Annotated in this window: 22 protein-coding genes; 20 read left to right on the top strand and 2 right to left on the bottom strand. The window is 71.0% G+C overall.

Annotated features, from left to right (window positions below):
- Positions 1-140 precede the first annotated feature (140 nt).
- From AC061S_RS42580 to AC061S_RS42565, 4 genes are all read left to right on the top strand, one after another.
- Complete coding sequence (locus AC061S_RS42580) at positions 141-632, top strand: hypothetical protein (RefSeq protein ID WP_478691249.1); 492 nt, start codon at positions 141-143, stop codon at positions 630-632.
- 125 nt (positions 633-757) lie between these two features.
- A complete protein-coding gene (locus AC061S_RS42575) occupies positions 758-973 on the top strand; it encodes a hypothetical protein (protein ID WP_478691248.1) in 216 nt (71 codons plus the stop codon).
- Positions 974-1,078: 105 nt separating this feature from the next.
- Positions 1,079-1,285 carry a hypothetical protein gene (locus AC061S_RS42570; RefSeq protein WP_478691247.1) on the top strand — a complete coding sequence of 69 codons (207 nt, stop codon included), beginning with the start codon at positions 1,079-1,081 and terminating at the stop codon, positions 1,283-1,285.
- Positions 1,286-2,099: 814 nt separating this feature from the next.
- Entirely contained in the window at positions 2,100-2,540 is a 441-nt protein-coding gene (locus AC061S_RS42565) for a hypothetical protein (protein ID WP_478691246.1), read from the top strand.
- 445 nt (positions 2,541-2,985) lie between these two features.
- Here the strand turns inward: AC061S_RS42565 and AC061S_RS42560 are convergent, their stop codons facing one another.
- Both AC061S_RS42560 and AC061S_RS42555 read right to left on the bottom strand, forming a co-directional pair.
- On the bottom strand, positions 2,986-3,357 hold the full coding sequence (locus AC061S_RS42560; protein ID WP_478691245.1) for a hypothetical protein: 372 nt from the start codon (positions 3,355-3,357) through the stop codon (positions 2,986-2,988).
- 148 nt (positions 3,358-3,505) lie between these two features.
- Positions 3,506-4,264, bottom strand: coding sequence for a GntR family transcriptional regulator (locus AC061S_RS42555; protein ID WP_478691244.1), 759 nt, complete (start codon positions 4,262-4,264; stop codon positions 3,506-3,508).
- A 191-nt stretch (positions 4,265-4,455) separates the two neighbouring features.
- Here AC061S_RS42555 and AC061S_RS42550 point away from each other — a divergent pair, with 191 nt between their 5' ends.
- The 16 genes from AC061S_RS42550 to AC061S_RS42475 all read left to right on the top strand — a co-directional run bounded on the left by AC061S_RS42550 (position 4,456) and on the right by AC061S_RS42475 (position 17,591).
- On the top strand, positions 4,456-4,815 hold the full coding sequence (locus tag AC061S_RS42550; RefSeq protein ID WP_478691243.1) for a WhiB family transcriptional regulator: 360 nt from the start codon (positions 4,456-4,458) through the stop codon (positions 4,813-4,815).
- The gene (locus AC061S_RS42545; RefSeq protein ID WP_478691242.1) at positions 4,812-5,522 is read left to right on the top strand and encodes a hypothetical protein; all 711 of its coding nucleotides are present in this window, start codon (positions 4,812-4,814) and stop codon (positions 5,520-5,522) included. Before AC061S_RS42550 ends, AC061S_RS42545 begins: the two co-directional genes overlap by 4 nt.
- Complete coding sequence (locus tag AC061S_RS42540; protein WP_422525297.1) at positions 5,519-5,974, top strand: hypothetical protein; 456 nt, start codon at positions 5,519-5,521, stop codon at positions 5,972-5,974. The genes AC061S_RS42545 and AC061S_RS42540 overlap by 4 nt, the downstream gene beginning before the upstream one ends.
- Complete coding sequence (locus tag AC061S_RS42535; protein WP_478691241.1) at positions 5,971-7,143, top strand: hypothetical protein; 1,173 nt, start codon at positions 5,971-5,973, stop codon at positions 7,141-7,143. Before AC061S_RS42540 ends, AC061S_RS42535 begins: the two co-directional genes overlap by 4 nt.
- 180 nt (positions 7,144-7,323) lie before the next feature.
- Entirely contained in the window at positions 7,324-7,692 is a 369-nt protein-coding gene (locus tag AC061S_RS42530; RefSeq protein WP_478691240.1) for a hypothetical protein, read from the top strand.
- A 92-nt stretch (positions 7,693-7,784) separates the two neighbouring features.
- Positions 7,785-7,970, top strand: a complete 186-nt coding sequence (locus tag AC061S_RS42525; protein WP_267829467.1) for a hypothetical protein — start codon at positions 7,785-7,787, stop codon at positions 7,968-7,970.
- On the top strand, positions 7,967-8,089 hold the full coding sequence (locus tag AC061S_RS42520) for a hypothetical protein (RefSeq protein ID WP_478691239.1): 123 nt from the start codon (positions 7,967-7,969) through the stop codon (positions 8,087-8,089). The genes AC061S_RS42525 and AC061S_RS42520 overlap by 4 nt, the downstream gene beginning before the upstream one ends.
- A gap of 282 nt (positions 8,090-8,371) precedes the next feature.
- Positions 8,372-9,976, top strand: a complete 1,605-nt coding sequence (locus AC061S_RS42515) for a DUF2637 domain-containing protein (protein WP_478691238.1) — start codon at positions 8,372-8,374, stop codon at positions 9,974-9,976.
- A gap of 55 nt (positions 9,977-10,031) precedes the next feature.
- Complete coding sequence (locus AC061S_RS42510; protein WP_478691237.1) at positions 10,032-10,247, top strand: hypothetical protein; 216 nt, start codon at positions 10,032-10,034, stop codon at positions 10,245-10,247.
- A gap of 9 nt (positions 10,248-10,256) precedes the next feature.
- Positions 10,257-10,520 (top strand): hypothetical protein, encoded by a 264-nt coding sequence (locus AC061S_RS42505; RefSeq protein WP_478691236.1) that lies wholly within the window; start codon positions 10,257-10,259, stop codon positions 10,518-10,520.
- Between the two features lie 12 nt (positions 10,521-10,532).
- Entirely contained in the window at positions 10,533-10,886 is a 354-nt protein-coding gene (locus AC061S_RS42500) for a hypothetical protein (RefSeq protein WP_478691235.1), read from the top strand.
- A 324-nt stretch (positions 10,887-11,210) separates the two neighbouring features.
- The gene (locus AC061S_RS42495) at positions 11,211-13,160 is read left to right on the top strand and encodes a rep family protein (RefSeq protein ID WP_478691234.1); all 1,950 of its coding nucleotides are present in this window, start codon (positions 11,211-11,213) and stop codon (positions 13,158-13,160) included.
- A gap of 181 nt (positions 13,161-13,341) precedes the next feature.
- Complete coding sequence (locus tag AC061S_RS42490; protein ID WP_478691233.1) at positions 13,342-13,575, top strand: hypothetical protein; 234 nt, start codon at positions 13,342-13,344, stop codon at positions 13,573-13,575.
- 495 nt (positions 13,576-14,070) lie between these two features.
- Positions 14,071-14,457, top strand: coding sequence for a hypothetical protein (locus tag AC061S_RS42485; protein ID WP_478691232.1), 387 nt, complete (start codon positions 14,071-14,073; stop codon positions 14,455-14,457).
- Entirely contained in the window at positions 14,454-16,424 is a 1,971-nt protein-coding gene (locus AC061S_RS42480) for a relaxase/mobilization nuclease domain-containing protein (protein WP_478691231.1), read from the top strand. The genes AC061S_RS42485 and AC061S_RS42480 overlap by 4 nt, the downstream gene beginning before the upstream one ends.
- A gap of 786 nt (positions 16,425-17,210) precedes the next feature.
- Positions 17,211-17,591, top strand: a complete 381-nt coding sequence (locus AC061S_RS42475) for a hypothetical protein (protein ID WP_478691230.1) — start codon at positions 17,211-17,213, stop codon at positions 17,589-17,591.
- The last annotated feature ends 50 nt before the right edge of the window (positions 17,592-17,641 follow it).

Here is a 17,641-nt window from a genome sequence, read left to right as displayed (position 1 = left end):
CCCGCCCGCTCTCCGCCGACGAACAGACCCTCATCGCCAGCGCGCTGGACGTCGCGGGGTGCACCGTCGGGTCTTGATGCAAGGGTGTGGGGAATCCGTTCGAAGGCTGTTCGCCGGGCGGTGTCGCTACCGTGCTGGGCATGACGACGCAGATCTGCGAGAAGGACGGCGTTCACCAGCTGCCGGAGGATGAGGACTCCTGGCACTCCGAACGCTGCGACACGTTGGTGGCCGCGGGGCTGGAGCGGTGCCTGCCGTGCCAGGACCGGCTGATCGCCGAGCTGTCCGTGACGCTCACCGACGACTTCGGGAAGCTGTTCACCACCTGGGTGATCAGCACCCTCAACCGCCGTGTCGAGCTGGGCGGCTCGCTCCCGGACACCGCGCTGGAGCTGTTCGGCCCCAACGGCGGGCCCGTCATCAGCCCGCCCTCGCGCAAGGCCCTGCGGCGCGTCAAGCTGCCCCGCGTACCGGGCGCCGACACCCAGGCCGCCGTGGCGTTCTCCCTCGACGCGAAGGGCGCCACCACGGTGCTCACCGCGATGAAGCCGGGCGAGCGCGAGGCGGTCCTCAACGACGCCATGGACGGCATCGTCGCGTCCATCGCGATCCCGCTGCCCCCGGTCTCGTGAAGACGGGTGGGCCCGCGTTCCCGATCGGTAGCGTGGTGGCCATGACGACCCACTGCTGTGACGAGTGCCGTCCCTGCCGGGACAACTGCCTCTGTGACTGCGGCTGCTGATCGGAGGACGCGCACATGACCGTGACGTACACCGGGCTCGGCACCCGTCCCATCGGCACGATGACCTGTGACCAGAGCGGATGCGATGCCGTCTTCCACGACGGCCAGGCCGAGACCGAAGCGCCGGGCATCCACATCCGCGCCAGGGAGGCCGGCTGGCAGTTCTGCCGCCCGACGGCCTACCACCAGACCGACGTATGCCCTGACTGCCCGCCCGACAAGGGCTACTAGGCCGCAGAAGCCTGTGCTCCTGGTCCGCGTTGTCGTACGTCAACGGCGACGGAGGCCGGGGAGGATGGAGGCATGACTGGTGAGTTCGGGAGGGGTGGGTTGGTTGTGAGGTCGCGCAGGCGCTGGCGTGGTTTTCCCGTCGAGGCGGTCGTGGACCTGCCCGAGGAGCGGGAGCCAGTCCGGGCCCGGGTTCCGGCCTGGGAACGCGAGCACGACTGCTGTGTGGTGGAACGGGTGCGCGGCTGGCGAGGCGGCACGGTGCTGATGACCACGGTCCACGAGGCGGCCTGCCCGGTGTGGTCGGCGCGGTAGCCGCAAACAGCCCAGGGCCTCGCGTGGAGAAGTCACGCGAGGCCCTGGCGCAGGTGCCGGGGTGCGGCGGTCTGCTGAACGATTCCCGGACGGGATCGGTTGTGCGCCGTTCGGGGGATGCTGGCGCAGGCCCGGGACGGATCGGAGGGAAAGGCCGGCGGACCGAGCCCGAGCAAGCCGGCGGTTACCGGTTACCGGTTACAGGCCGGAGCGCTGCCCCCGTCTGCCCTGAGCAGCGCGAACCTGGCGGCCACAGGACCTGTAACCGGTAACCGGTAACCGCTCTTGAGCAGGCTGGTGGCGGAGCGATGCTCCCGGCGATCGACGGCGACGTCCTGGTGCTCGACGTCGCCGCGGCTCCTGGTCCTCGCTGTCGATGGCGGTCCGCCGGCGGGCGGGCCGCGCGCCGAAGGCGCCTTGATCCAGTAGAGAAACTTTCGACAGCTCGGCCTGCCAGGGTCCTGCCGCGATGTGGCGCTGACGGGCCCGTGGCCCGCCACGATGTGGTCCTGGCCTGGCAGCGACCTGCCGGTGGCCTGCCAGCGATGTGGCAACGTGGCAAGCCGAGCCACATCACTGCCAAGTCCTGACCTGCGATGACAGGTCAGGCAGGTCAAAAACCGAGCCCGGGGGTGCCCGGCATCGCCGCAGGTCAGCGCGTAGGAGGGCCGGGGGCCATGCTCTCCGCCCCGGCATCGGCTTCTTTTTGTCACTGACGACCGCCTCATTTCGTCACTGACGTAAGACCCGGATCCCTGTTTCGTGAGTGACGAAATGGACGGTTCGTCAGTGACGAAATGGGAGACTGGCGGGCATGAGCGAGAGAGACCCGGCGGTCGAGGACGCGGGCGACCTGGTGACCTGCAACGTGTGCGGGAAGCGGATCGAGCAGCCCCGCGGGTCCGGGCGCCGGCGCAAGACATGCAGCCCTGCCTGCCGCCAGAAGTCGTACATGCTGCGCAACTTCGATGACCGCCGTGTGGGGGCACCCGTCGAGCTGCGGGGCCAGGACGTGGTGGAGCCGGCGGAAGTGGCGTGGGTCCCGGCCCCGGCGGTGCCGGATCCCCCGGCAGCTCCCCCGGTCGTTGTGCCGTTGCCCGCGCCCAAGGCCCGTCGCCGGAGCGCGATGACGGCCTCGCCGATACCGCTTCCACCGGCTCCGTCTGGGAATCCGTGGCTGGTCGCGGTCGAGCGGACGGCGCGGGTACGGGAGCAGCCGGGTTTGTTCGAGGTCGAGCCCGACGACGAGGGCTAGCCCGACGCGCCCGTGGTGACCTGTGCCCCGTCCGGGCCCGCACTCGTCCTCAGCCACGACGATGCGTGTACGAGCGGCGCGAGAGTGCCGGGCTCGGCTACATCGCGGCAGCTGCCAGCTCCCCGCCAGCCACGGCATCAGCGTCCGTGCCCCTCACGCGCCCGCATCCGTGATCCGGGGGTACGGTCCGAGCCACCGAGGAGGCCGGCGCACGGTCGCCGGAGGGCCACCCGGGCACCCCTCCCCCGCCGCTGCTGCTTTTAAGTCGCCCAGCGCGCCCGCGGTCGCCGTCCGGAGGTGGCCGCGCATGCCATTTGACGGTAGGCGCCCCACAGTCGAGCCGCAGGCAGGGGCCCGGCCGATCTACTGACGGACCTACTGACGAGCACCTACTGACGAGGGGTGCGCAACGCGTTGACCTGCACTCGTCTGTAGGAACAGGGGACTACTGACGGCCGTCAGTAGCTGTGGTGGTGGTCTTGACCTTGGCCACGGCGGAGGCGACGGCGAGGCCGATGCCGAGAACCACGGCGCCCCATGCGGATTGGGCGAGCCCGTACACGATGAGGATCACGCTGAACACGAAGAGGACGGTGTGCACGGGCGGTGCGTCCTTGGCCGGCTGATCCTCGACCGGCGGTGCCTTGAGGGTCTCGATCTCCTCGACGATGGCTTCGATCCGCTCGGTGGCGTACCGGTGGCCGGAGCTGTCGGGGGACTCCTGGAGGTTCGAGAGCAGGATCGAGAACTTGTGGAGCTCCGCTTCGAGCTCCGCGATGCGCCTTGCGACCAGCGCGTTCTTCGCTTCGTCCGGCATGGAGCGTCCTCTCCCCCGGGCCGGTGGTGTCAACGGCCAGCAGGACAAGCGTAGATGCGGGATGGTCCCTGCCGAGGGTGATCGACGAGGGCGGGAACCGACGAAGCCCCCACCGAAATCGGCGGGGACCTCTCGTGGAAGGGCAGGCCTACGGCTGGGCTTGCTCCTCGCTCTGGTCTTCGTCGTCGATGTCGAGTTCGGTACGCCACTTCAGGACCGTCGATGCGCTGACGATCTTGACGCCTACCTCGACGATGCGCTGGTCCCTCAAGTGCACGGTCCGCACGATCTGGGTGACGATCACCTGCCCGGTCAGTCCCAGCGCGTCCTTCTCGACGTCGGTCGCGTAACGGCTGGTCACCTCCTCGACGACGCTCTTCTGGCGGCTGCCGAGCCGCTTGGCGGCGAGCTCACGGGATCCTCCGGTGCTCACCGTTTCGGTGAGTTCGGGTACCGCGCTGATCACGTAGGCGGGGTAGTAGCTGGAGGAGTAGTGGACCGGAACGCCGTTGCGGCTGACCACTCGTCGGCGCACCGCGACGGGCGCTCCGGGCTCGATCTCCAGCCGGGCCGCCACGATCTCGTCCGCAGCCACCGTCCCGATCTCCAGAATCCTGGAGCTCTCCCCCACGGCGAGAGCCCGGCCGGTCGCCGCGTACGTACGAACCCGTCCCTCGATGTTGTCGCTGACCGGCCCCGCGGCGATGGTGCCGACGCCTGCCTTGGCGATGGTCAGGCCCCAGCTCTTGAGCTGCTGGAACGCGCGCGCGGCGGTCTTCATGGATACGCCGTGGATGTTGCAGACATCGCGGAGTGAGGGCAGCTGCTCGCCCTCGGGGATCGCGCCCGTCCGGATCCGGTCGGCGTAGTACGCGGCAATGCTCGCGTAGCCCTCGCCTTCGGCCATCGCTGCTCTCCTTTGTGGTGCCTGCTAGACCCCCTTCGAGTCCAGCTGTGTACCCCCGACGGTAGACCACTCCCCGCCATAGGTACAGCACTGGATTCAGTGCTGGACCTTTTCGGGTCTAGTGCTGTACCTTCATGGCATCGGGACGGCCCGACGGGTCGTCAAATCCCAGCAAATGGGGAGGATTTGCCATGGGTACGGCTGCCTTACGGCACACCGCTCGCCCCGGGACGGACGAACTCGTGGTCCGGTACCGGATGTTCACCCGGACCCTTCGGCCGGTCCCGGAGGGGACCGTGGCCGTCTGCTCGACCGTCGACCCGGAGGCGTTCTTCCCGGAGATCCACGCGTCGGGGCTGTCCCAGCCGCCGAACCACGCCGAGCGCATCGTCCTGGGTATGTGCGAGGGCTGCCCGTTGATGGCGGCCTGCCTGGTCAGCGAGATGCGAGAGGTTCCGTCCGCCTTCCAGATCAACGGGGTCCGGGCGGGTCTGCGCCAGTCCGAGCGCCGTGCGCTGTACCTGGCGCTGGAGCGGGCGGGCGAGCTGTGAGCGCGGGCACCACGGCCGCCGCGCGCCGTACGAAGAGGAAGGCCCGCCTCGCGCCGGCCCCGATCCCGCCTCAGGCGAAGAAGAGCCGGAAGAAGGCGAAGAAGGCCAAGAAGCCCGAGAAGGTCAGCCTCGGCGCGGCCACCCTCGCGGCCCTCCGTGGCCAGACCACCCCGGCCGCGCTCGCCGGAGAGGTCGAGGCGGCCGTCGTCACCGCCGTCTCCAACCCGCGACTGCGCTGGGCCGCGTACAACGGCACGGCCGCGCTCACCGGGCACCTGCTGCTCTTCCCGGCGACCGGGACCCTGCGGGGTGCCGAGCCGGTGATGGGCGCGGTGATGGGCGCCATCCCGAACTGCACCGCGTTCGCCATCACCCTCGTCGCCGGATACGGCGCCTACCGGATCACCCGCCCGGTCAAGTGGCTGCTGGGCCCCTTCGCCCCCGCCGCGCCGATCGGGGCAGCCGTGGGCGCCGCGTACTGGGGCCAGGGCACCGCGCCGCTCGTCGCCGAGTTCCTGGCCTGGTCCGACCCGTGGTCGACCTTGCTCGCCCCGCTGATCGTCGCCGGGGGCGCGGGCGCCCTGTGCTGGACCTTCCTCGAATCTCGCGCCGCCGGATGGCGCCGTCCGTTCCGGTGGCTGGCCCGCATCCCGCTCGCCACCGTCATCACCTCCTCCCTCCTCTACGCACCTGGAGCACTGCTGTGAACAGCCTGACCATCGCCACCGACGTGGTGCTCGCCGCCGGCGGAGGCCTCGGAGGAGCCGGAACCTCCGGCATCGCCCTCGCCAACGGGATCGTGCTGCTGGCCGGACTGCGCGGCTCGAAGCGCGTCAAGTTGAACCGGGACAAGGCCGGTGGCCTGGGGATCGGCCTGGGGGTGCTGTCCGCCACGGCGGGCGCCGCGCTCAGCCAGCTCTCCAGCGCTGCGGCCGAGATCCCCAAGTCCCTCATCGCCGGAGGCACGTTCGGCAACATGTCCCTCGGCGGCACGGCCCTCGCCCTGACCTGCGTGATCTTCCTCTTCGAGTGGAAAAAAATGTGGATCCCCGCGGCCCTCGGCATCGGGGCCGGGGTCATCTACGCCAACGCGGGCGGGATCTGGGGAATCGTCTACAACGGCATCCTCATGGCCGCGAACGCGGTAGGTGCCCTGTGAGCCGCCTCCAGGGGATCGGGCCCACCCTCACCGCGCTGGTCTCCGGATCCATGATCCTCGGCGGCAAGATCTGCCGCTGCCTGCCCATCGCCGCGAGTTGGGCCTGGAACATGGCCGCGCAGGACCCGGCCGCCACCGCCGAGAAGCAGGAAGAGGCCGACAAGGCGGCGAAGAAGAAGGTCGAGGCGCGTCTCAAGGCCCGCCGCGCGCGCCGCCGCAAGAAGGCCGCCGCAGGCGAGGAGCCCGAGGAGGACGAGGACGAGGAGCACCTCGACCCGGAGACGGCCACCGCGCCGCCCGTCGCCCCTGTGGTCCGGGGACGCGGCGACACGGCGGGCATCCTCGGCATCGGCGCGGCCATCGGCGCCGGTGGCCTGTACGCCGCGTGGATGCTCGTCGGCGAGGCCGCCGTCACCGCGCTCGCCCCGCAGCAGCCGCTGATCTTGACCGCCGGGGGACTGGCCTGGGTCGCGGCGGCCCTGATGCTCGCTCCTCCCCTGCCCGTCGCCAAGGTCGAGGAGGACCAGGGCGACGACCCCGACGAGGAGTTCGAGGACGAGGACCTGGAGGACGACGCCGACCGCGACGACGTCGAGGAGGACCTGGACGACGACGTCGAGGACGATGCCGATACGGCCAGGACGTACCTCTCCCCCGGCCAGAAGCTCCAGCGGCACATCCTGGCGCGGCTGGCCCAGCTGGAGGACGAGTACGGCGGCAAGGGGGGACTGCACGTCGTCTCCCTGATCGCCTCGGCGGAGGCCGCTGGTCTCCTCTCCCCCGGCGCGATGACCAAGAAGGACATGCGGGACTGGCTGGAGGCGTCCAAGGTCCCGGTCGCCAAGTCCACCCGGCAGCCCAAGGGCGTGCCGCCGCTGGGGAGCGAAGTCGACTACGGGGTCAAGGTCGAGGAGCTCGCCGGAGTGCTCGGATCGAGCGTCTCGGTGGCCTTCCGGAACATGTACCCGACCACCGTCGAGACACCCCCGCCGGCCCCCGTCCAGACCCCCGCTCAGACCCCGGTCGAGGCCCCCGTCCGGGCCCCCGCCGAGGCCCCGTCCGGGGTGCCCGGCGGGGTGGTCGCGGGGGGTGTGCCGGGGCCCCGTCTCCGGCTGGTGAAACCCCTCTCCCCCGACCCCTCCCAGGGGTCGACCCAGGACACCGCGTAGACGCGGCTACAGGCCGTCTCACCTGCGGTTCTACAAACCGGCCTTGGGTCGTCTACGGCCCGGCTACAGGTCCGGCTACACGCCCAACCCGCCCGCCTTGCAAGGGGATCGGGCCCCCGAAAATCTCCGTCCCGGGCCACCTACCAAGCAGCCCCGGGACCACCCCAGAAGGAGCACCTGATGGTCATCGCTACGAAGATCGCCGGAACCGTCCTCGCCGCCGCGCTCGGCACCGGCGCGGCCGTGACGACCCTGCCGGAGAAGAGCCCCGCCCCCGGCTACGTCCACTACGAGGGTCCGACCGTGGACTTGACCGCGAAGGCGGGCACGGGCGGCCTCCTGCTCCGTGCCGAGGACGGCACGACCATCCTCGGCGCGATGGGCACCGAGGACGAGGCCAGCATCCAGGGCTGCCACCCCTCGGACCCGGGCCTGGTGTGGGTCCGGCAGATCACCAGCGGTACGCACAGCGGCGGATGGGGCGCGATGGCCGGGTACGTCCGGCACCAGTTCGCGGACGTTGACGGCATCTTCCCCTGCGGCGGCTGACCCTCCTCCGAACAGCAGAAATGCCCGTCCCGGGCCACCTACCAAGCAACCCCGGGACGGGCGACCACCCCAGAAGAGATGGAGCCCACATCATGGCATTCCGCAAGACGATCTCCCAGGACGAGCTCCGCCAGAACCTCACCACCGACCAGCTCCAGCAGGGCAAGGGCTACTCCGGCGCCACCGGCGGCTGGACCGAGGCGCCCGCCGAGCAGCCCACCGCTGGCACCGGCACCACCGACCAGGACTCCACCGGCGCGAGGAAGTGGTGGAAGTGAGCCGCCACACCGCCCCGGTCTGCCACGGCCGCCCCATGAAGCACAGCGCCAAGCTGCGGCAGTGGGTGTGCGCCCGCTGCGGAGCCTGGACCACCCGCCTCACCGGCGGAACCCGGTGACCCTCCCCGGCCTGGCCCGCGCGCTCTCCCACCTCTGGCAGTGCGCGAAGTGCGGGACCTGGTCCACCGAGAAGACGAAGAACGGCCGCTGCAAGGACTGCCGCTGACGGGGAAGAGCACCCGGCCCCTCCCCCCGGGGAGCGGCCGGGCAGGCCACCGCCCGACACCCCGCAATCGAACTCATTTCGTCAACCGGGGATCCGCAGAGACCATGACCACCCACCCCCGGGCGGACGCTTCGGCTCCGCCCGGGACCCCTTCGCCCACACACCGAGGAGAGTGATGACGACCACCCTGGAGCCCGCCGTACACGTCCCGGGCCCCGCCCGTCCCGCCCCCGCTTCGCCCACGCCGAGCGACGCTTCGGCGACGCACGTCCAGGCTTCGCCCACACACGGATCCGCTTCGGGCACCGCCGCGCCCGAGGACACCAAGGCACGGATCCGCATCAGCCGAGGCCTCGCCGCCGTGTGCCTGATCGGCGGTCCGCTCCTCCTCGGGATCGGCTTCTACCTCAGCTTCAACAACCTCTCCGCAGCCGCCTGGCAGCGCTTCGGCTTCAACGAGGGTGCCCAGTCCGTCCTCTTCGCCGTCGGCGTCGACGCGGCGATCGTCATCTTCCTGAGCATGGACCTGCTGTTTGTGTCCAGGCACCTGCGCCCGTACCGGTGGCTGCGTCCGGCCGCCCACGCGATGGCCGCCGCCACGATCGTCCTCAACTCCATGGCGCACGGACTTACCAACTGGGAGATGTCCGTCCCGCACAGCCTCCCCCCGATCCTCGCCATCGTCCTGGTGGAGTCCGGCCGCGACTACCTGGTCCAGGTCGCCGCGCTGGAGCGCGGACAGAAGCGGGACGTCATCCCCTGGCACCGGTGGGCGATGCACCCGATCGAGACCGCCGGCATCTTCCGCGTGATGAAGAAGTGGGAGCAGGACTACGACCAGGTCCGCGAACAGCGCCGTGACCTGGCCATCCATGAGGTCTGGCTCGACATCCAGAAGGACCTGGAGAAGGCCGAGGCCCTGGCGGTCGAGGCCCGTGAAGCCGCACGGAAAGCCGCGGTGGACCGCCTCCCCGGCCTCCTCGCCCCCCACGGCGTGGACATGGAGGAGGCCCTGGCCCTCCCCGACCGGATGCAGGCCAAGGAACAGCGCCGCCAGCACGAGACCGCCGAGCGCAACCACCAGCTCGCCGAGGAGAAGGCGAAGCTGGACCACGAAGCCGCGATGAGCCGCCTCGACCGGGAGGACGAGAAGGCCGGCCGCGAAGCCGAGCGCGACCGCCGCCGCGGCGTGACCGCCGCCGACATCCGCGGCGACGTCGCCGCCGCCGAGCGCAAGGCCGACGCCATCGAACGGGCCGCCGTCACCGAAGCCGGAGCGGTCCAGTCCCGCGACGCCGCCGAAGCACTCGCCGACGCCGCCGAAGCCGACCTGCGCGCCACCGAAGCGAACAAGCGCGGCGCCGAAGCCAAGGCCCGCGCCGCCGAAGCCCTTCAGCAAGAGGCCGAAGCGAAGACCGCCGCCGCCGAAGCCGACCGGCTCACCGCAGTGAAGAAGGAGGCGACCGCGAAGGCCAACGCCGCCGCCGAGGAGCTGAACCGCCGCGCCAGCGAAGCGAAGGCTGCCGCCGCCGAAGCCGAGCTCCGCGCCACCGAAGCCGACGAGATGTCCACGCTCCCCAAGACCCAGCGCGACATCCGCAAGGTCGCCCGGATGATGCTCGCCAAGGCCGGCCCCAACCCCCGCGCCCGCGAGCTCCAGGAGCTCACCGAGCTCGTCGACCTCCAGACCGTGATGGACCTCCTGGCCCTCAAGCAGGCCACCGCGTCCGTCCGCCGCGCCGAAGCAGCCCAGCTCATCAAGGACGGATACGACGGCTGAACAGCCACCCCACCCGTCACGGACCCGACCGCAACACCGAGCAGGAGGACAACCGATGAGCCAGACCGCACCCGCCGAACAGGCCAGGGCCGTCGTGTACGACGCCTACCGCCAGGGCCTGCCCCAGGCCACGGCCGCACAGCTCCTCGCCGGGAAGGCCACCCCGGCCTGGATCGCCCACGAGTACGCCGCCCTGCGCCGGCGCGGCATCTCCCAGATGGCCGGACAGCAGGAACTCTTCGCCCCTGAGCCCGCCGACGCCCAGCAGTAGGAGACCGCAATGCCCATCCACTTCGGCACGATGCCCCACCACTGCACCGGCACCGTCACCACCGCCGTTGAGGCGTACAGCCCCGCCGGCGGAACCGCCCACGGCAACCTCGACGCCGCCGCCTACGTCTGCCCCAACCACATCCAGACTGCACGCGACATGTGGCAGGCCCAGAACCTCACCCCGTACGTCACCGGCGCCACCGGCTCCACCCGCTCCTGCGGCGGCACCACCGACTTCCGCGACAGCGTCTCCGCTGTCACACCCGCCTGAAAGGATCGTCAGATGACCGACAAGACCCCCGCCCAGCTCGCCGACACCGCCGGCGACGTGATCCGCGCTCTCAACCACGCCACCCTCGGCCGCCAGGCCGACTGGGAGTACCCGGGCGACGCGTACAGCGTCGTCGGCAACCTCTCCTACATGGCCGGGATGCTCCCGCAGGCCCTGGACCAGATCGCCAAGCTCCTCAAGCGACTGGAGGCCGAGGGCCATCTCAAGAGCGACCGCGACACCCTCGCCGCCGACCTGGAGGCCGCGCACGCTGGCCTGACCATCGCGGCCGGAGCCGCCGACACTCTCCGCGGCGCACTCAACCGGGCACACTCCGGCCTCGGCGCCGTCGCGTACAAGGAATAACGAACACCCGGAAACGACGTCCCGCCTGACGGGACGGCACAAACAGCAGGGCCCGTGACGCGGGATTCGTCACGGGCCCTTTGTTCGCCACGCGAGATGTCTGCTGGCTCTTTCGGCATGGCGGTGGATATCCCCGCCGAATTGCGAAAGGATCAACGACACAACAGAACACCCCGCAAAAGAAACGGGGCGCCACCGGAAATTCGACCCTCCGGCAACGCCCCGCGCGGACCCTTACTTCGTTTCTCAGGCGAGCAGCAAGGACCCAACGCTTTGATCAGCGTACCCGGGACGAGCCGTCCCGCAACACCTGTCCGGGCCAACGTGCCAGACGATCACCCGACCGATACGTCGGGTGTATCCACGTTTGTCCCCCAGCTCCCTGCCGTTGACCGCGATGAACGCGCGGACCGCCGCAGCCAGCTGGAGGCCCCCGCCTCCGCAGACCTTCCCGCAGACCCCACCCCCCGCGACCTGGTTCGCCACCGGCAGGCTGCCCTCCACGCCGCCGAGTACCCGCCCGTCAAGGTCGACGCCGACGCCGCCCAGCTCGCCCGCTGGGTCAGCCGGTTCGGCGAGGCCGCCGCCGCCGGCCTCGCCCAAGGCCGCGACGCCGCCCGCGAAGCGGGCCAGACGTTCGTGCCCAGCCACGACTCGGCGCTCGACAAGTTCGACGCGGACATGCGCAAGATCCGCGCGACTGCCCGCGCGAAGCGCACCGGCCTCACCCACCCCACTCCCCCCACTGAGGGTGAGGGGCCGTCTGATGCCGTTGGGAGCACGGAGGCGGGCCTTGGTCAGGGGGGCCGGAGTGCAACCCCCCCCCCCGACCTCAGCACCAGTCAAAAAGCGTCTGACCTGCGGGTATCCGTCTCGCCGGAGGACATCGGAGACGCTCCGGGGACACGTCGGGCGAACCTCCCGGCGCAGGCCCAGCAGGTCCGGAACACCGACGGCGAGCCGCCGTCGGCCGGGTCGGCCGCGACGAAGAAGGCGAACAAGAAGCGCGACCACTGGCACGAGCTGCGGATCGCACTCCAGAAGATGACCCACGACGACACGCTCTCGAAGTGCGGGCGCCTGCCGATCCCGGGCGTCGGCCGGATGAAGCTCCGCTACAACAAGGCCAAGAACCGGACGAACTGGGTCAACGTACGCACCTGCCGCAAGGCCAACCTGTGCCCCGTCTGCGGAAACAGGATCCGTACCGCCCGCGGCGACCAGCTCGCCGCCGCCGCGATGGCCTGGGCAAACGGCGACTCCACGCTGCCCGCGCCCTTCGACAAGCTGCGCGACGAGAAGGGCGGGGGGCTGGCCATGGGCACCTTCACGCTCAAGCACTACCGCCGCACGCCGCTCGCCCAACTGATCAGCGTCCAGCGCAAGGCATGGTCGTACGCCTTCGGACGTGAGTCCGGTAAGAACTGGCAGAAGATCCGGGCTCGGTACGGAATTATCGGAGATGTCCGAGTCTTCGAGACGACCTGGGGCTCCGCCAACGGCTGGCACCCCCACTTCCACGTCACGTACTTCCTCGCCCGGCCCCTGACCGAGGCCCAGCGCAAGGAGCTTGAGCAGATCCTCTTCCAGCGCTGGGAGAAGGGCGTCGCCCGCGCGGGCGGCTACACGATCAAGCGCAAGCACGGAGTGCGCCTGGACGTCCCGAAGAACGGCGACGTCGAGGCCTTCGCCCGGTACATCGCCAAGGAGATGACCGGCCTGCTCACCAAGACAGGGAAGCAGGGCCGGCGGACCCCGTGGCAGATCGCCCAGGACTACGCCGACACCGGAAACCCGCAGGACATGGCGCTGTGGGCCCAGTATGAGGACGCCATCAGGGGCGTGTGGTGGCTGCGCTGGTCCGACAACCTGAACCCCCTGGCCAAGCACTTCGACGGCCGGACCGACGAGGAGATCCACGACGGCGGCAACGACGACGACGAACCCTCCGGACCCGAGACCGAGCCCGGCCCGGCCTTCATCGACGTCCTCGGCGTGCGCCTCGACGCCTGGTTCCAGGTCATCCTCAAGGTCCCCACCCGCCGCCTCGACGCCCAGCACGCCTTCGAAGCCTCCGGCCTCACCGGCCTCCGTACCCTCCTCGAATCCTGGAAGCTCACCTGGGGCCACGACGTCTGGTCCGACCTAGACGACTCCACCCCACCCGACTTCCGTGAACCCGAACCCCTCCCCACCCCAACTCCACACCACATCCCTGCCCAAAACCCCTCACATCCCCCAACTCACCCCCAACCCGAACTCTTCACCTGCTGACCCCCGCTCCGACCTCTCTCCTGTAGATCCCGAGACCACCCACTCTCAAGGGACGAAGGGAGTGGGTGGTCTCGGGGACGGAAGGAGAGAAGCCCAGGTCGGAGCGGGGGTCAGCCCCCAGCCAAGTAACACCTCGCTTTACACCCGGTTTTACACCCGCCCCCCCACGAAGGAGCTCCCGATGGGACGCAAGGTCCGCCAGCAGACCCGCGCCGCCCGCCCCGCAGGCATCACGCCCGCCGGCGGATGCTCGGGCATCCAGCTCGACCACCGCGACGGCAGCATGTCGTGCTCGCGCGGCGAGAGCTGCCCGAGCGTCGCGCTGCCCCACCGCGGCTGGGGCGACTGCGCGAGCTTCGGCCCGTGCGACTTCTGCGCCGGCCCGCCGGTGACCTGGATCTGCGACCGGAGCTGATCAACCGACTGCCTGTGGTCCTCGGATCGACCGACGCAAGCGCCGGCCATCGAAGCCCCAGGGGGCTCCGATCCGATCCACATCAGGCCGGTGACCAAGTCCCGCGCCGTCCAGGCTTCGAAGGCGACGCCGAGTCGCACCTGACCCTCCTGGCCTCACCCTTTCGAAGCAGCGAGGTATGCCATGCGCTTCGCTTATGGCACCTCGCCCCCGGCGGCGCTCCGCTTGCCGGGGGGAAGGACCGCCCCGAGGGGGCGGTCCGCCGGCGGCCCGAGGGGCCGCACGGCTGGGCGCGGACGGCCGCGCCCGTGGTGGCTGAGGCCCGGCGGTCGGGTCCCGCGAGCGGCCCTGAGGGCCGCACGGCGGGACGGTGACCGTGGCCGCTGTCGCGGCCCCTGGCACCGGGTCCGCCCCGCAAGCGGTGCGGATATCCGCAGGTGATACGACTGGTGGACCAGTCGCCAATTGGCGACTGGTGACGGTCGAGGGGGAGCGATGGCACGGGGCACGCCGGGGGCGAGGCGCGGACACACGGTGTCCGTACGGCTGAACAACGGGGAGCGGGAACGGTGGGACGAGGCCAGGGTCGAGTCCGGCCGCAAGGAGTTGGGCGCGTGGGTGCGAGCGGTGGTCGAGGAGCGCCTGGCCGCCGCCGAGGGTCAGGCGCCGGCCGCGGTGGCGAAGCCGGTGCAGCTGGACCCGGTGAGCGAGGCGACGTACGAGGAGCTGTGCCGGATCGGCGCGAACCTCAACCAGCTCGTCCGGTACAGCCACATGGACGGCGAGCTCCACCCGGCCATCGAGGCCGCGCTCTTCGCGGTCGGCAACGCGGCCCTGGCGCTGCGCGGGATCGCGCCGATGGACCCGACGGACCCCGAGTGATCGCCAACGTCACCAAGGGGAAGAAGGCCGTCGGCGCGATCCTCTACGACTTTGGGCCCGGCCGCCGAGACGAGCACCTCAACCCCCGGATCGTGGCCGGCACGGTAACCGGCACGCCGATGCAGGTCGCCCGGATGATCGACCACACGGCCCGGCTGCGCCCGGAGATCACGGCACCCATCTGGCGAGCCTCCCTCTCCCTGCCCGACGAGGACGGCATCCTCCCCGACGGCCAGTGGGCGCAGATCGCCGAGGACTTCATCCGGGACATGGGCTTCGACGCCGCACCCTGGGTCGCAATCCGCCACGGGGACGACCACATCCACCTCACCGTGTCCCGCGTCGACTGGAACGCGCAGCTGCTCACCGACCGGTGGGACTTCCGCCGCGCCCGCGAGAGCGCCGACCGGCTGGAGCAGGAGCACGGCCTGGTCCGCGCCGCCGACCGCTTCCGGCCGCAGGGCCCGCAGGTCCGCAACAACGAGTTGCAGGCCGCCCGCCGGCGCGGCCGTGAGCTCGACACCGCCCTGCCGCCCGAGCGCGAGGAGCTCCGCCGCATCGTGCGCGAGGTCCGGGACGCGAGCAAGGGGCTTGGCCGCGCCGCCTTCGAGTCCGGCCTGGCCGACTCCGGGGTGGGCTTCCGCGCCAACGTCGCGCCCAGCACGGGCCGGATGAACGGCTACAGCTTCACGCTGGAGGGCTGGAGTGACGCCGCCGACGCCCAGGTATGGGTGCCCGCGTCGAAGGTCGCCCGCGATCTGCGGTGGGCCGATCTCCACAAGGTGCTGGGCGACGGGCCCAAGCCGGTGCCCGACCCCCGCACCGCGATGGCCGCCGCGGCCCGGCTGAAGTCCGGCACTCTGCAGGCCGTCCCGAAGGACCGGCTCGGCAAACTCGCCGAGCGCGGCGCCGCGATCCTGAACCAGGGTCTCGCCGAGCGCGGCATCGCGCCCGTGCCCGAGCAGCCGGTGGCCCGCTCCACCGACCCGGCCGCCGCCCTCCTCGCGCAGTGGCGGGCCATCGCCGCCGGGGAGCCCGTCCCCGCCGACCCGCTGCCCATCCCGCCCCCGCGCACCCCGTACTGGGCGGACAGCGTCCGCCGGCCCTACGGCAAGCTCAGCCGCGGCGACCTCGCCAACGAAGGACAGAGCCGTCTGCGCGACCTGCGGACCCTGGTGACGCAGAAGACGCAGGCGCAGGCGGAGATCACCGCAGGCGACTCCATCGCCACCGGCCAGATCACCGGCCCCCACGTCCAGGAACTCCACCAGCGCCTCGACCTCCTGGAGAAGGCCGAGCCCCACATGACGGCCGCCGAGGAACACCTGGGCACCGCGCGCGCGGCCCAGGAGGCAGCGAAGGCGGCCCGCGCGGTGTGGCGGGAGGCCGACACCCGCAAGGACATGTCGAGGTGGGAGCTGTGGCGGCTCGGCAGCAACAGGGCGACCGAGACCCAGCGGGTGAAGGACGCGAGCGAGGAGGTCGAGCTGAACGTCAAGGCCGAGGCCCAGGCGCTCACCGCCGCCGGCGAGGCCGCCAAGGCGGCCCGTACGCAGACCGGTCTGCGCGACCCCGCCGCCGAGCTCGCGCAGCTGCGCACCGACTGGCCCCAGCTCGTGGCCGAAGCCCAGCAGCAGGACCAGGTCCACGGCAAGGCCAGGCGGTTCAACGGCCGCGCCGACGTCGAGCGGCTCACCGGCGAGATCGCCAGCATGGAGAAGACCATCCAGGTCATCCTCCAGGAGCAGGCCCTGCGCGACGCGATGCCCGAGGAGAAGACCGAGGTCGAGGACCGCGGGCGTTCCTCCTACGCCCGCAAGGCTGCCGCGGCCCAGGCTCCGGCCCGCAAGGCGGTGAGGAAGCCGGGCACCGGCCCCCGGTACACCGGAGCAGCGTCCGCACAGCCCGCGCACCTACGGCGCAACCCACCGAGCCGGGGAGGCCCCAAGCCGCCGAGACCTCGCTGACCCTGTTCCCCGAGGGAACCGGCCGGTGGGCGTTCAGCCACTGAACGCCGGTGGGTGCTGGGGGCACCGCCGCCCCCAGACCCCTGCGCAGGTCGGCATCGCCCGGCGCGAACAGGTCTCGTCGTGGCCGACCGCCGTCCGCGCCGAACGACACCGCCCACCTGGACCCGTGGCCGAGGCCGGACGGCGGGGTCCCGTTTCGAGTCCCCTTTGAAGTCCCGTTCGGGGTCCCGTTCCGGGTCCTCTTTCGGGTCCCGTTCGGAGTCCCCTTCCAAACCACGGCCGTTGCGTCATACCCGCAGGTCACAGCCATCGGACAAGGGGTCTCGGCACGCCGACTACTTCTCTGTGCGACCCTCCGGCGACGTGAAGCCCGGCCCCAGGACCCGCCGGCCCCCAGGCTGCGCGAGGTCCTGGCCGTCATCGCCGACGTCCACCAGGCGCTCGCCCCCCGCCCGCTCGGCCGGTAGCAGACGCTGCGCTGTGCGGTCGGACGAGGCGGTCGGCGACGTCGCCGGACCGAGGCCAAGAGGCCTTCGTGTGGTGCTCATCCCAGCAGTCTGCCGGGTCGTCCAGGACAGCAAAAAGGCCGCCCAGGGGCGGCCGTATCGTCAGCGGAAGGTGACGATACCTTAGCACTCTAGATGATCTTGATCCTGAGTGATCTTGGTGGGGAAGCCCTCGCGCGTACACCTGTTGGGTGTCTTCGGCCGGTACGGCCGTACGGGCGCCGCGACTTCGAGATGCTGGTCGGACTCGCACCATCACTCGGAAGGAATCCGCACCATGGCAGCGTCTCCCGTCTACGTCCTGGTCCACCCTGACGGCCGCGCCGAGTGGGGCGAGCGGATCGCCACGGCCGAGGCCGCGATGGGTCCGCACGGCATCGGCCGCGCGTTCCTGACCGACGACGCACGCCTGCGGATCGCCACCTCGGACTGCGCCCTGCTCCTCACCGAGGAGTACGCGCCGAATCCCTTCGCCGCGGCGGTGCTCGCGCACGTCGCAGGCTTCCCCGTCGAGGCCGCGCCCGAGACACGCGGCCCGGTCGCCCTGTTCGGCTACGACGGCCGCAACGAGTGGGACAACACCCGCCCGCTCTCCGCCGACGAACAGACCCTCATCGCCAGCGCGCTGGACGTCGCGGGGTGCACCGTCGGGTCTTGATGCAAGGGTGTGGGGAATCCGTTCGAAGGCTGTTCGCCGGGCGGTGTCGC

The organism is Streptomyces sp. CA189 (genome assembly GCF_056428985.1).
Note: the sequence above shows the minus strand (reverse complement) of the source record. Positions and strands in the feature narration are given on the sequence as shown.